This is a genomic window from Bradyrhizobium sp. C-145 (assembly GCF_023375135.1).
In the GTDB taxonomy this organism is placed as follows: domain Bacteria; phylum Pseudomonadota; class Alphaproteobacteria; order Rhizobiales; family Xanthobacteraceae; genus Bradyrhizobium; species Bradyrhizobium zhanjiangense.
Window position 1 is genome coordinate 6,113,765 of the sequence record NZ_CP088150.1, and the last position, 12,122, is coordinate 6,125,886.

General features: G+C 63.6%; 11 protein-coding genes. 7 read left to right on the plus strand and 4 right to left on the minus strand.

Annotated elements, in window-relative coordinates; genetic code table 11:
• Window positions 1-105 precede the first annotated feature (105 nt).
• Window positions 106-792 (minus strand): GntR family transcriptional regulator, encoded by a 687-nt coding sequence (locus LRP30_RS28930; RefSeq protein WP_128932409.1) that lies wholly within the window; start codon window positions 790-792, stop codon window positions 106-108.
• Window positions 793-915: 123 nt separating this feature from the next.
• Between LRP30_RS28930 and dctP the strand changes: the two genes are divergently transcribed.
• The 5 genes from dctP to LRP30_RS28955 are packed head-to-tail and all read left to right on the plus strand — an operon-like array spanning window position 916 to window position 6,797.
• Window positions 916-1,935, plus strand: coding sequence for a TRAP transporter substrate-binding protein DctP (gene dctP / locus LRP30_RS28935; RefSeq protein ID WP_249756933.1), 1,020 nt, complete (start codon window positions 916-918; stop codon window positions 1,933-1,935).
• A gap of 35 nt (window positions 1,936-1,970) precedes the next feature.
• Complete coding sequence (locus LRP30_RS28940) at window positions 1,971-2,489, plus strand: TRAP transporter small permease (protein ID WP_249761849.1); 519 nt, start codon at window positions 1,971-1,973, stop codon at window positions 2,487-2,489.
• Window positions 2,486-3,841: a TRAP transporter large permease gene (locus tag LRP30_RS28945; protein WP_249756934.1), complete on the plus strand. Its 1,356-nt coding sequence runs from the start codon at window positions 2,486-2,488 to the stop codon at window positions 3,839-3,841. The genes LRP30_RS28940 and LRP30_RS28945 overlap by 4 nt, the downstream gene beginning before the upstream one ends.
• A 17-nt stretch (window positions 3,842-3,858) precedes the next feature.
• Window positions 3,859-5,268, plus strand: coding sequence for a malonyl-CoA decarboxylase (locus LRP30_RS28950; protein ID WP_249756935.1), 1,410 nt, complete (start codon window positions 3,859-3,861; stop codon window positions 5,266-5,268).
• On the plus strand, window positions 5,265-6,797 hold the full coding sequence (locus tag LRP30_RS28955; RefSeq protein ID WP_249756936.1) for a malonyl-CoA synthase: 1,533 nt from the start codon (window positions 5,265-5,267) through the stop codon (window positions 6,795-6,797). The genes LRP30_RS28950 and LRP30_RS28955 overlap by 4 nt, the downstream gene beginning before the upstream one ends.
• A 61-nt stretch (window positions 6,798-6,858) precedes the next feature.
• Here LRP30_RS28955 and LRP30_RS28960 read toward each other — a convergent pair whose 3' ends face one another.
• Both LRP30_RS28960 and LRP30_RS28965 read right to left on the minus strand, forming a co-directional pair.
• Window positions 6,859-7,824 carry a cation diffusion facilitator family transporter gene (locus LRP30_RS28960; RefSeq protein ID WP_249761850.1) on the minus strand — a complete coding sequence of 322 codons (966 nt, stop codon included), beginning with the start codon at window positions 7,822-7,824 and terminating at the stop codon, window positions 6,859-6,861.
• A gap of 117 nt (window positions 7,825-7,941) precedes the next feature.
• Window positions 7,942-8,724, minus strand: coding sequence for an SDR family NAD(P)-dependent oxidoreductase (locus LRP30_RS28965; RefSeq protein ID WP_249756937.1), 783 nt, complete (start codon window positions 8,722-8,724; stop codon window positions 7,942-7,944).
• A 333-nt stretch (window positions 8,725-9,057) separates the two neighbouring features.
• Here LRP30_RS28965 and LRP30_RS28975 point away from each other — a divergent pair, with 333 nt between their 5' ends.
• A complete protein-coding gene (locus tag LRP30_RS28975) occupies window positions 9,058-10,656 on the plus strand; it encodes an alpha-amylase family glycosyl hydrolase (RefSeq protein WP_249756938.1) in 1,599 nt (532 codons plus the stop codon).
• Between the two features lie 147 nt (window positions 10,657-10,803).
• On the plus strand, window positions 10,804-10,983 hold the full coding sequence (locus tag LRP30_RS28980; protein ID WP_128932401.1) for a CsbD family protein: 180 nt from the start codon (window positions 10,804-10,806) through the stop codon (window positions 10,981-10,983).
• A gap of 128 nt (window positions 10,984-11,111) precedes the next feature.
• On the opposite strand, the gene LRP30_RS28985 is transcribed toward LRP30_RS28980, so the two are convergent.
• Entirely contained in the window at window positions 11,112-12,116 is a 1,005-nt protein-coding gene (locus LRP30_RS28985) for a nitronate monooxygenase family protein (RefSeq protein ID WP_128932400.1), read from the minus strand.
• Window positions 12,117-12,122: the final 6 nt, after the last annotated feature.

Here is a 12,122-nt window from a genome sequence, read left to right on the forward strand (position 1 = left end):
GGGATGAATCGTCATCGCGCTTTAGGCTATTGTTTTAGCATGATCTTTTCGGAAAACCGCTGCACACTTTTCCGGATCATGCTCTAGCCGGCGCTGACGCAGCCTCTACCTCGACGTTCCGCTCTTGCTTCCGGTCGCGTCGGATCGTCGATCCGCGGCAAGGCCAAGCACCATGTCCGAGAACCGCTCACCCTGGACCAGAACATGATCGTGAAGTCGCGTTGCCGCGAGTTGCTCATCGCCGGCGCGGATCGCTTCGAGAATCCCCGCGTGCTCCTGGAGCGATTGCAGCAGGCGGTTGCGCGCACGTAGCTGGATACGGCGATAGGCGCTCAGCCGCTTGTGCAGAGCAAAGGCTTGATCAGCGAGAAAACTGTTGCGGCTCGCGCGGTAGATCGCTTCATGAAAATTGCGGTTGTCGGCGTAGTACTGCTCGCTGTCGCCTTCGCGCGCGGCTATCTCGCACGCGCGATGAGCAGTCTCCATTGCCGCATCGTTCTCCGGGGTCAGCCGACGCGCCGCCAGGCGTCCGCAGGCGCTTTCGATCTCCGCCATCGTTTCGAACATCTCGAACAGCCTGGTCGGTGACGGGACGCTGACGATCGCGCCGCGGCGCGGGCGAACATCGATGAAGCCCTCGGCGCCGAGCTGGAGCAGCGCCTCCCGGATAGGGGTGCGCGACACCCCGAATCGCTCCGCCAGCGAGGCCTCGTCCAGGCGATCACCCGGCAGGAATTCTCCTGCAATCACAGCGTCTTCGATCGACTGCTTAAGTCTGAAGGCCTGGCTCATTGCATACACCTGATCCCACAATTCCATACCATATACTTGACAAGACGAACAGCATGCAGTTCATGTGTTGATTGTATGCAATATTAGAAATAAAAAATGCAATTCAACTCCGGGAGGTATGGAATGAGGATTTCAAGACGCCGAGCCCTGGCCTTGGGAATCGCAGCCCCGGCGCTGCTCCGGTTCGGAGAAGCGCGCGCGGCCACGACCCTGAAGATCTCGCACCAATTTCCGGGTGGCACGGCGACCGAGGGCGATTTTCGCGACCGGCTCTGCCGGCGTTTCGCGGCCCTGATCCAGGAGCGCAGCAAGGGCGCGATGACCGCCGAGACCTATCCGGGCTCGTCGCTGATGAAGACCAACGCGCAGGTCTCGGCGATGCGCAAAGGCGCGCTCGACATGAGCCTCATTCCGATCTCCTACGCCGGCGGCGATCTTCCCGAACTGAACATCGGCCTGATGCCGAGCCTCGTCACCGGTTACGACGAAGGCCTCGGCTGGAAGAACAAGCCGATCGGCCAGGAGTTCAGCAAGTTTCTCGCCGCCAAGGGCCTCGTCATCATCACCTGGATCTGGCAGGCCGGCGGCGTCGCCAGCCGTGCGCGACCGCTGGTCGAGGTCGCGGATGCCAAGGGCATGAAAATCCGCGGCGGCTCGCGCGAGATGGATCTCGTGCTCCAGGCCGCCGGCGCCTCGGTGCTGTCGCTCCCTTCCAATGAACTCTATGCGGCAATGCAGACCGGCGCCTGCGATGCCGCCCTCACCTCCTCCACCAGCCTGACCTCGTTCCGACTGGAAGAGCTCGCCAAGCATCTGACGACCGGCCGCGCCAAGAGCTACTGGTTCATGCTCGAGCCGCTCGTGATGTCGAAGGCGGTGTTCGATCGGCTTTCGAGCGAGGAGCGCGACATCATCGTCTCGGTCGGCGCCGAGCTGGAAGCGTTCGGCCGCACCGCGGCGATGGAAGACGACGTCCGCGTGGCCAAGGTCTACCAGGCCGCCGGCGCGACCGTGCATGATCTCGACGACAAGACGGTTCAGGCGTGGCGGGAGCTTGCGCGCGACACGGCCTGGAAGGATTACGCCAAAAAGAACGAGAACTGCGCCCGCCTGATCAAGCTCGCCATGGAGGCCGGATCATGAGCGCGCACGGCGTCGATCTCGGCCACTCCGTCGTCATGACGGCAGCGCGACCCGGCTCCACGGTGGGACGGATGAATCGCGCGATGACCCTGCTCAACAGGACGATCGTCGTCCTCTGCTCGATCGCACTCATCGTCGCGAGCACGATCCTGAGCTACAGCGTGGCCGCGCGCTATTTCTTCAACGCGGCGACCTATTGGCAGGACGAGGCCGCGGTGTTCCTGCTGGTCGGCGCCACGTTCCTGTCGACCGCGTTCGTACAAGCCGGACGCGGCCACATCGGCATCGAGGCTCTCACCGGCTATCTGTCGAAGCGCGGCAATGCGATCCGCATGCTCGTGGTCGACACCGTGAGCCTGCTGTTCTGCTGCTTCTTCGCCTGGAAATCCTGGACGCTATTCCACGAGGCATGGGTCGACGGACAGGTGTCCGGATCGACCTGGGCCCCGCCGCTGTGGATTCCCTACAGCATGATGTCACTCGGGATGACGCTGATGACGGTGCAGATCGCGCTTCAGCTCGCCTCGCGCGTCGACGGATGGAGGAGCAAGTGAGCACGTTTGCCGTCGGACTGATGTATGGCGGGGCCACGCTCGCCGTCATGGCCTCGGGCATGCCGATCGCGCTGGCGCTCGGTGCCGTCGCCGTTATCTTCATGTATTTCTTCATGCCCGCTGCATCGCTCGATACGGTGACGCAGAACGTGTACGAGGAGATGGCTTCGATCACGCTGCTGGCGATCCCGCTCTTCATCCTGAAGGGCGCCGCGATCGGCAAGTCGAAGGCGGGACAGGACCTCTACAGCGCGTTGCACGTCTGGATGGGCCGCATCCCGGGTGGGCTCGGCATCGCCAATGTGTTCGCGTGCGCGCTGTTCGCTGCGATGGCCGGATCATCTCCGGCGACGTGCTCGGCCATCGGTTCGGCCGGCATTCCCGAAATGCGCAAGCGCGGCTACTCCGGCGGCTTTGCTGCGGGCGTCATCGCAGCCGGCGGCACGCTGGGCATCCTGCTGCCGCCCTCGATCACCATGATCCTGTACGCGGTCGCAGCGGAGCAGTCGCTCGGGCGTCTCTTCCTCGCCGGCATCGGCCCGGGCCTTCTCCTGGTGCTGCTGTTTGCGACGTATGCGGTGTTGAGATTCAAGTCCGAATACGCCGCGGCAGAGCGCGCTTATGCCGCGGACCCTGCGCAGCATCCGATCCTTTCGAATGAGCGCTTCACCATGGCGATGCGGTTCGGTGCGCTGCCGCGGGTGCTCCCCTTCGTCGTGCTGCTCAGCGGCGTCATGATCGCACTCTATGGCGGCTATGCCACGCCGTCGGAAACCGCAGGCCTCGGCGGCATCCTGGCGCTGGTCCTGATCGCCTCGATCTATGGCGTGTGGCGCCCGCGGGATCTCGGCCCGATCCTGGAATCGACGCTGAAGGAATCGACCATGCTGATGCTGATCATCGGCATGTCGCTGCTCTACTCCTACGTGATGAGCTATCTCCACATCAGCCAGGCGGCGGCGCAGGCGATCGTCGCGATGCAGCTCTCGCGCTGGGTGCTACTGGCCGCAATCCTGGTGCTGGTGGTCGTGCTCGGCTTCTTCCTGCCTCCGGTCTCGATCATTCTGATGACTGCGCCGATCATCCTGCCGCCGCTCAAGGACGCCGGCTTCGACCTGATCTGGTTCGGCGTAGTGATGACGATCGTGATGGAGATGGGCCTCATTCATCCACCGGTCGGACTCAACATCTTCGTCATCAGGAACATCGCGCCGGACATCCCGTTGCGGGACGTGATCTGGGGGACGCTGCCCTTCGTGCTCCTGATGGCGTTCGCGGTCGTCCTGCTTTGCCTGGCGCCCTCGATCTCCACCTGGCTGCCGAACCTGGTGATGGGCGCCCCGTCGCGTTAACCGAGGAGGCATGAACGATGCTGAACGACACGAGATCCGGACGCATCACGGCGCCCGAATTCCTGCAAGGGCTCATCGATACCTTGACGCAACGTGGCCGCGCGGTTCTGGGCATCAAACCGGATCGTGAGCCAGGCGAGGATCGCGATCTCGCCCTTCTGGGTGAAGCGCTGCTCTCCAGGCGCGGCGAAGCCTCCGGCGTTGCGATCGCGCAATCGCTGCTTGCGGCTTTCGAGCAGGCCGGCGAGCCGCAGCGGCTGAAATTCCTCGCCTCGCTCGCCGACCGGTTCGGGCCCGACCGTCGCGCGATCGAGCTCGCGATCGCGGCCTACCAACGCAAGGAGGGCGGCGACGGAAGCAAGCTCGAGGCGCTCCATGCCGCCGCCGAGCCGCGCCGGCAGGAGTTGATCCGGCGCCTCAATCTGGCGCCCGGCGGGACTTCGTCGCTGGTTCGCATGCGGGAGGTGCTGCTCTCGCTGCTGCGCGAGCATCCCGAGCTCCAGCCGGTCGACGACGATTTCGTCCATCTGTTCTCGTCCTGGTTCAACAGGGGCTTCCTCGTGCTGCGGCCGATCGATTGGACGACGTCCGCCAACATCCTCGAGAAGATCATCAAGTATGAGGCCGTCCATGCCATCCAGGACTGGGAGGACTTACGCAACCGGCTCGAGCCGCCGGATCGCCGCTGCTACGCGTTCTTTCATCCGCAGCTCGTCGACGAGCCGCTGATCTTCGTCGAGGTCGCGCTCACCAAGGAGATTCCCGGCGCGATCGGCCCATTGCTCGACAAATCGCGCCAGGCGATTGCCGCGCGTGAGGCGACAACTGCCGTGTTCTACTCGATCTCGAATACGCAGAAGGGCCTAGCAGGCGTCTCGTTCGGCAATTTCCTGATCAAGCAGGTGGTGCAGGACCTCGCCCGCGAGCTGCCGAACCTGAAGACCTTCGTCACGCTGTCGCCCGCTCCCGGCTTTGCCGGCTGGGTGCGACGCGAGCTCAAGACAGAGGCCTCCGGCGCGATCGATGAGGAGACGAGACGCGCTTTGGCCGCGCTCGATGACGGCGGCGACATCGCGCAGGCGAAAGAGGCCATCACCGCGCTTGCGGCCTACTACTTCCTGAAGGCGAAGCTGCCGTCAGGCAAGCCGGTCGATCCGGTCGCCCGCTTCCATCTCGGCAACGGCGCGCGCCTGGAGCGGCTGAATTTCCTGGGGGATGCTTCGGCCAAGGGCATGAAGCAGTCCTACGGGCTGATGGTGAACTATCTTTACGCGCTCGAGCACATCGAGGCGAACCACGAAGCTTTTGCGGAAGCCGGCACCGTGGTGGCGTCCGACAAGGTGAAGAAGGCGCTCCGCGCGAAATTGTCATCGCGCGACCTCGTTCCGAGTCCCCAATCCAACTCTCAACGGAAGATCTCGTCATGACCTGGAACCTGTACGACCGCCTGCTTGGCTCTGCGGAGTCCGATCAGTCCATCTGCATTGAGAAGGAGGACGGCGCGACGTTGAACTACGCCGAACTCGCCGCCCTCAGCGGCAAGTTTGCGAACTTCCTCGCCAGGATTGGCATCGGTCCGGACCACCGTGTCGCTGCCAAGGTCGAGAAATCCGTCGAGGCCATCGCCCTCTATCTCGCAACGCTCCGCTCCGGTGCCGTCTATCTGCCGCTGAACACCGCCTATACACCGGCCGAAACCGAGTACTTTGTCCGCGACGCGCAGCCGACATTGATCGTGTGCGATCCAAAGGAAGAAGCCGACCTGCGCGCCATTGCTGCCAAGGCAGGCGGCCGGGTCGAGACGCTCGATCACCACGGCAAGGGCTCGCTCGCCGATGCCGCGGCGGACTTCCCGATTGCATTCGACACCGTGGCCAGGGGGAATGACGACCTCGCCGCCATTCTCTACACCTCCGGCACGACCGGCCGCTCGAAGGGCGCCATGCTGACGCACGGCAATCTGGCCTCGAACGCCCTGACGCTGGTTGAAGAGTGGCGCTATTCCAGCAAGGACGTGCTGATCCACGCGCTGCCGATCTACCACGTTCACGGGCTCTTCGTGGCCTGCAACGTCACGTTTGCCGCGCGCGGGCGCATCCTGTTCATGCAGAAGTTCGACGCAGAGCGCATTCTGGCGACGATGGCGCGCAGCACCGTGCTGATGGGCGTGCCGACCTTCTATGTACGCCTGCTCGAGAGCACGAACCTGAACGAGCGCACGACCGCCAACATGAGGCTGTTCGTCGCCGGCTCGGCGCCGCTCCTTGCCGAGACTCACCGCGCCTGGCAGGCGAGGACCGGACACGCGATCCTGGAGCGCTACGGCATGACGGAGACCGGAATGATCGCCTCCAATCCCTATGACGGCCAGCGCATTCCGGGCTCCGTGGGTCGCCCCCTGCCCGCGGTCGAAGTTCGGATCGCCGATCCCGAGAGCGGTGCGGCGCTGCCCACGAACGAGGTCGGCATGATCGAAGTGAAGGGGCCGAACGTGTTTGCGGGCTACTGGAACATGCCGGACAAGACCGCGGCCGAATTCCGCAGCGACGGCTTCTTCATCACCGGCGACCTCGGCAAGCTCGATGCAAATGGCTATCTGCACATCGTCGGCCGCGGCAAGGATCTCATCATCACCGGCGGCTTCAACGTCTATCCGAAGGAGATCGAGACGGAGATCGACGCCGTCCCGGGGGTCTCCGAAAGTGCCGTCGTCGGCGTGCCGCATGCCGATTTCGGCGAGGGCGTCACGGCTGCCGTCGTCCGGTCGCCGGGCTCGTCCGTGGACGAACGCACCATTCTCGCAGCGCTGTCCGGACGGCTGGCGAAATTCAAGCAGCCTAAGGGCATCATCTTCGTCGAGACGCTTCCGCGCAACACCATGGGCAAGGTACAGAAAAACCTATTGCGGGAGCGCTTTGCAGAGCTCTATTCGGCCAAGGCCGGCCAGGGGAGTTGATACGGAAGGCTTGAACGGTCCGCTCCGCAGAGGGAGCGCACCGGGGCGAGCGCCTCTCGGGTCATTGATGGCTCTGGGCTCTTCCACCCCTGCGTTTCGCCCGAACGGCGTGAAAGCGCGCGTTCGTCTGCGGCTTGATGAACAGGGCTGCGACGCTCGGATGATGCTTGCGGATTTCTCTTTCGAGCGAGATCACGCATTGCTCAATATCGTCGGCGCGCTTCTCGTCGGTGAACTCGACGCTGAGGGCGGCGACAATCTCGTCCGGGGATAGTTGGACCGTCAGGAGCCCATTGGCCTGCAGCACCCCCGGCGAGCGCCGGGCGATCTCGAGGATCGACCGCGCAAGCTCAGGGTGCGCCGGCTCACCGATCAGCAGACTCTTGCTCTCGCGGGCGAGCCCGACGGACGTGATCCCCAGCAGAATCCCTATCAGGATCGAGCCGACGCCGTCCCACACCGGTTGCTCCAGCCACACCGCCGCCGCCGTGGCCGCTGCCGCAATGACGATGCCGACCAGCGCCGCACTATCCTCGAGCAGCACCATGAATGCAGGCGGGTCCTTGCTGCGGACAAAGGCCCGATAGTAGCCGAACCGCGCCGCGTCGAAGCGGAAACGTCGCAGGGCGACCAGCCACGATGCGCCCTCGAACAGGAACGACAGCCCGAGCACGATGAAGCTGACGATGGGATCCTCGATCCGCTCAGGCGCGGCAACATGCACGACCCCCTGATAGAGCGAGACGCCCGAACCGAGCGCAAAGATCACCAGGGCGACGATGAAGCTCCAGAAATACAGCTCGCGCCCGTAGCCGAGTGGATGGGATTCGTCCGCTGGGCGGCTGGCACGACGGTAGCCATAGAGCAGCAGCACCTCGTTGGAGGTGTCGACCGCAGAGTGCACGGCCTCGCTCATCATCGCCGAGCTTCCCGTCCAGATGGCGGCGCCGATCTTGGTGACCGCGACGAGCACATTGCCGGCAAGTGCGGCATAGACCGTGGTCTTCGATGATGATGCAGCGGCCATGTTTACCAAGGCCAGTCCTCCTCTGCGGTCGGCGGGCCCGTCGTTACGCACAGAAGGTCAGCGCCATCACAGCAGACACCGTCTACGGCGTGCCGCGAGAGTTGGTGCACTCTCGCGCTACGATTTCGCCGTGCCGGGCTCGGCCAACTTCCGATGCTGCTTGGCCAGCATCTCGTTCGGCGTGATGGAGGCGACCGTCGCTTGGATCTTGTTCTTCAGCCCGGTGACGACGTCGGCCTCACCTCGCAGCATTGCATCGAAGCCGGCCTTGGCGACCTCGTAGGCGCCATCCTTCTGCTCGGTGCCAACCTTCGTGTCCATCATGTCGGCGCGGCGGAAGAATTCGGTGTCAGTGGCGCCAGGCATCAGGCAAGTGACGGTGACGCCGCTATCGCGCAGCTCTTCGCGCAGAGCGAAGGAGAACGAGTCGAGAAAAGCTTTGGAGGCGTTGTACACCGCCTCGAAGCTGCCGGGCATGAAGCCGGCGATCGAGCCCGTGATGAGAATGCGCCCGGAGTTGCGTCGCAGCATCGCATTGCCGGCGCGATGGATCAGATAGAGCGTGCCGGTGATGTTGGTATCGATGACGTGCCTGATGCGCTGGAAGTCTTGGTCGAGGAAGGCCCTGCCAAGGCCTATGCCGGCATTGGCCAGCAGCGCGTCGATCGGACGGTCGGCGACCGCGGCGCAGAGCTTGTCGACGCCCTCAATGGTGGCGAGATCGGTCTCGACCGGCTCCACGCTGCCGCCGAACCTACGGAGGTCGACGGCCACCCCCTCGATCGCGGCCTCGTCCGCGGCGATGACAAGATTGAAACCTGCTTGGGCGCAGCACCTAGCAAGTTCCAGGCCGATACCGGTTGAGGCGCCGGTGACGACGGCGAATTGATTGGCGGCCATAGGGCGTATCCTCGCGGGTTGGGATGATGATGCCCAATCGCTCGACCGGCCAGCTGTTCCTATTCCCGCACGGGGCCCGTGCAGTGCGAAGAATTTCGCGCCGCATAGCAACCATCGTTCATGCCTGAACTTAGATGCCACATGATTGATGGCGGAGGACCGAGATCAAGGCGCTCGTTTGGCATGGCAAGGCGGACATCCGGTGCGACACCGTCACCGACCCGGAAATCCAGGACCCGCGCGACGCCATCATCAAGCTCACGAGCTGCGCCATCGCTGTCCGTTTCCAGAGCTTTATCGAGAGGCCACCTGCAACGAGGTGAAATCGAGGCAATGACCAAATCCCGTGACGAACGCGCGTGGTGGCAATCCGCGGTCATCTATGAAATCGCGCCGATCTCGTTCCAGGATTCCAATGGCGACGGCAAAGGCGACCTCGCCGGCTTAATGTCGCGGCTAGACTATTTGAGATGGCTCGGCATCGATGCGGTGTGGCTCACGCCGATCTACCGCAGTCCCTTTCGCGATCTCGGCTATGATATCTCCGATTATTGTTCAATCGACCCGGGCTTCGGCACGCTCGACGAATTCGATCGCCTCGTCAGCGCCCTGCACGCGGAAGGGATCCGGCTCATTCTCGACCTCGTCCCCAATCACACTGCCGACGACCACGCCTGGTTCGTCGAGAGCAGCAGTTCGCGCCACAGCGCAAAGTCCGATTGGTACATCTGGGCCGATCCGGCCGAGAATGGCGGACCGCCGAACAACTGGCTGAGTCGTTTCGGCGGTAGCGCCTGGGAGTGGTGTGACGCGCGGCGGCAATATTACTACCACTCCTTTCTGGTCGAGCAGCCTGACCTGAACTGGCGCAATCCGGACGTAAGGGCTGCGATCGCCGATGTCATGCATTTCTGGCTCGACCGCGGAGTCGACGGCTTTCGTGTCGATGCCAGCGCCGTGCTGATCAAGGACGATCTGTTGCGCGACAATCCACCAAACCCGCAAGCCAAGGACAAGCCGCCGCCGCAACGCCATACGTCCGTGTTTACCGACGACCGTCCGGAGACGATGTCGTGCATCGAATTCATCCGTGAGGTGATCGATGGCTATCCGGACCGGCTATTGTGCGGCGAAGTTCAGGGCAAGACCGACCGGATCGGGCACTTCTACGGCAACGATCGACCGCGCCTGCACCTGCCGCTGAATTTCGCGCTGCTGGACTCGCAATGGGACGCGCTGTCGCTACAGGCGACCATCGATGCCTATCTCAACGCCATTCCCAAGGACGCTTGGCCGGTATGGGTGATCGGCGGGCACGACAAGCAGCGGATCGCGAGCAAGATCGGTGCGGCGCAGATGCGCGTGCTCGCGATGCTGTTGATGACGCTGCGGGGAACGCCGTTTTTCTTCATGGGCGACGAGATCGGCCGTAAACGGGTCCCCATTCCAGCCGATCGCATACGCGATCCCTTCGAGAAGCTCGTGCCGGGATATGAACTTTGCCGCGATCCCGAGCGCGCGCCGATGCGCTGGGATGACAGCGAGAGCGGTGGATTCACCACAGGCAGCCCATGGCTACCGCTGGGGCCGGGCGATGCGCCCAACGTGGCGCAGCAGAGACGGGACGAACATTCCATCCTGGCATTGTTTCGCGCGCTGATCGCGCTGCGGCGCGAGCATGCCTGTCTTCGCGAAGGCAGCCACGCGCCGCTGCGATCGCAAAACGACGTCCTCGCCTTCAAGCGCGTGACAGGCACGGGCGAAGTGCTGGTCGCCCTCAACATCGCCGCCGAGCCGCGGAGATGGCACTGGCACGGCCGTGGCCGCCTGCTGATGTCAACACATCTGGACCGGCCGCGCGAGCCATTGCCGGACGCATCGATCCTGCTTCGGGGCAACGAAGGCGTGATCATCGAGCTCGCGCGGCGATGATCGGAGGAACCATCGGCGCGCCAAGGAGTCTGACCCACGCCTCCGGCAACTGCCCCCTGCTGTCGGACGCACTTTGGACGAAACCGCAGGCCCCGGCGCTTATTCCCCGTTTGGCACCGGGGCAGCGGCGTGAGCTTGGAGGCTGCCATGGGCAAGGTGAAAGGTCTTAAGCGGCGGATCGCCGGCAAGGCGAAACAGGCCGTCGGCGAGATCGTCGGGGATCAGGAACTCCACGAGGACGGCAAGGCCGAGGCGGAGCGCGGCCGCGAGGAACAGGGCCAGCCGAGCGAACTCAATCCGCTGAAGAAGCTCCACCAGCTGACGTGAACGCGCCGTCGCAGCCGGCGCTTTAGCAATCAGATGAAGCGGCGTTCTCCTGGGTCTTGCAACCGCTTTGGAGGGATGCATTTCGCGCTTGGCAAGCCCTACGAGGTGCCAATCCGCTCGCCGTCGCTTCATGCGACCTTCAGGGCTGCCGTGCTGTCGGCGTCCAGGAATCCCGTAAGCCTGCCCCTGATCAGTCGCTCGGCATCCGCCATGATGCGGTCGACCAGTTCCTTCACGGTCGGAATGTCGCGGATGAGTCCCACGACCATGCCGCAGCTCCAAGCGCCCGCGTCCATATCGCCGTCGATCATCACCTTCGGATAGACGCCCGCCACCTGGTCATGGATGTCGTCGATCTTGAGGCTTTTACCTTTCTCTCGCTCGATCTCGAGCAAATCTTCGACGCCCTTGTTGTTGAGGACCCGCTCGGTGTTGCGGAGCGCGCGCATGACGAGCCGGGTATCGAGCTCCGAGGCCTGGACCAGCGCATTCTTGACGTTCTCATGCACCGGAGCCTCCTTGGTGGCGATGAAGCGGGTGCCCATGTTCATGCCGGCGGCCCCCATCGCCAGCGCTGCAACCAGGCTGCGCGCATCTGCCATGCCGCCGGAAGCAACAAACGGGATCTTCAGTTCCTCGGCCGCACGCGGCAACAGGATCATGTTTGGCATGTCATCCTCGCCCGGATGGCCGCCGCATTCAAAACCGTCGACGCTGACTGCATCGCAGCCGATCTGCTCGGCCTTCAGCGAATGACGGACGGAGGTGCATTTGTGGATCACCTTGATGCCGCCTGCCTTCAGGGCCGGCATGTATTGTTCGGGGCTGCGCCCGGCTGTTTCGACGATCTTGACGCCACCCTCTCTGATCGCTGCAATGTACTCCGGATAGGGCGGCGCGCTGAAGGTGGGCAGAAAGGTCAGGTTCACCCCGATTGGCTTATCCGTCATGTCGCGGCAGCGCGCGATCTCCTTGGCCAGCAGTTCCGGCGTCCGTTGCGTCAGGCCCGTGATGATCCCCAGGCCGCCGGCATTCGATACCGCGGCGGCAAGTTCGGCGAACCCCACATAGTGCATGCCACCCTGGATGATCGGATGCTCGATGCCGAACAGTTCAGTGATCGCTGTCTTCACGAATGA

Bases quoted from the DNA above. Each gene is read 5' to 3' on its own strand.
- LRP30_RS28980 (WP_128932401.1), top strand. From the start codon at position 10,804: ATGGGCAAGGTGAAAGGTCTTAAGCGGCGGATCGCCGGCAAGGCGAAA.
- LRP30_RS28930 (WP_128932409.1), bottom strand. From the start codon at position 792: ATGAGCCAGGCCTTCAGACTTAAGCAGTCGATCGAAGACGCTGTGATT.
- LRP30_RS28965 (WP_249756937.1), bottom strand. From the start codon at position 8,724: ATGGCCGCCAATCAATTCGCCGTCGTCACCGGCGCCTCAACCGGTATC.
- LRP30_RS28950 (WP_249756935.1), top strand. From the start codon at position 3,859: ATGCTGAACGACACGAGATCCGGACGCATCACGGCGCCCGAATTCCTG.
- LRP30_RS28975 (WP_249756938.1), top strand. From the start codon at position 9,058: ATGACCAAATCCCGTGACGAACGCGCGTGGTGGCAATCCGCGGTCATC.
- LRP30_RS28940 (WP_249761849.1), top strand. From the start codon at position 1,971: ATGACGGCAGCGCGACCCGGCTCCACGGTGGGACGGATGAATCGCGCG.
- dctP (WP_249756933.1), top strand. From the start codon at position 916: ATGAGGATTTCAAGACGCCGAGCCCTGGCCTTGGGAATCGCAGCCCCG.
- LRP30_RS28955 (WP_249756936.1), top strand. From the start codon at position 5,265: ATGACCTGGAACCTGTACGACCGCCTGCTTGGCTCTGCGGAGTCCGAT.
- LRP30_RS28960 (WP_249761850.1), bottom strand. From the start codon at position 7,824: ATGGCCGCTGCATCATCATCGAAGACCACGGTCTATGCCGCACTTGCC.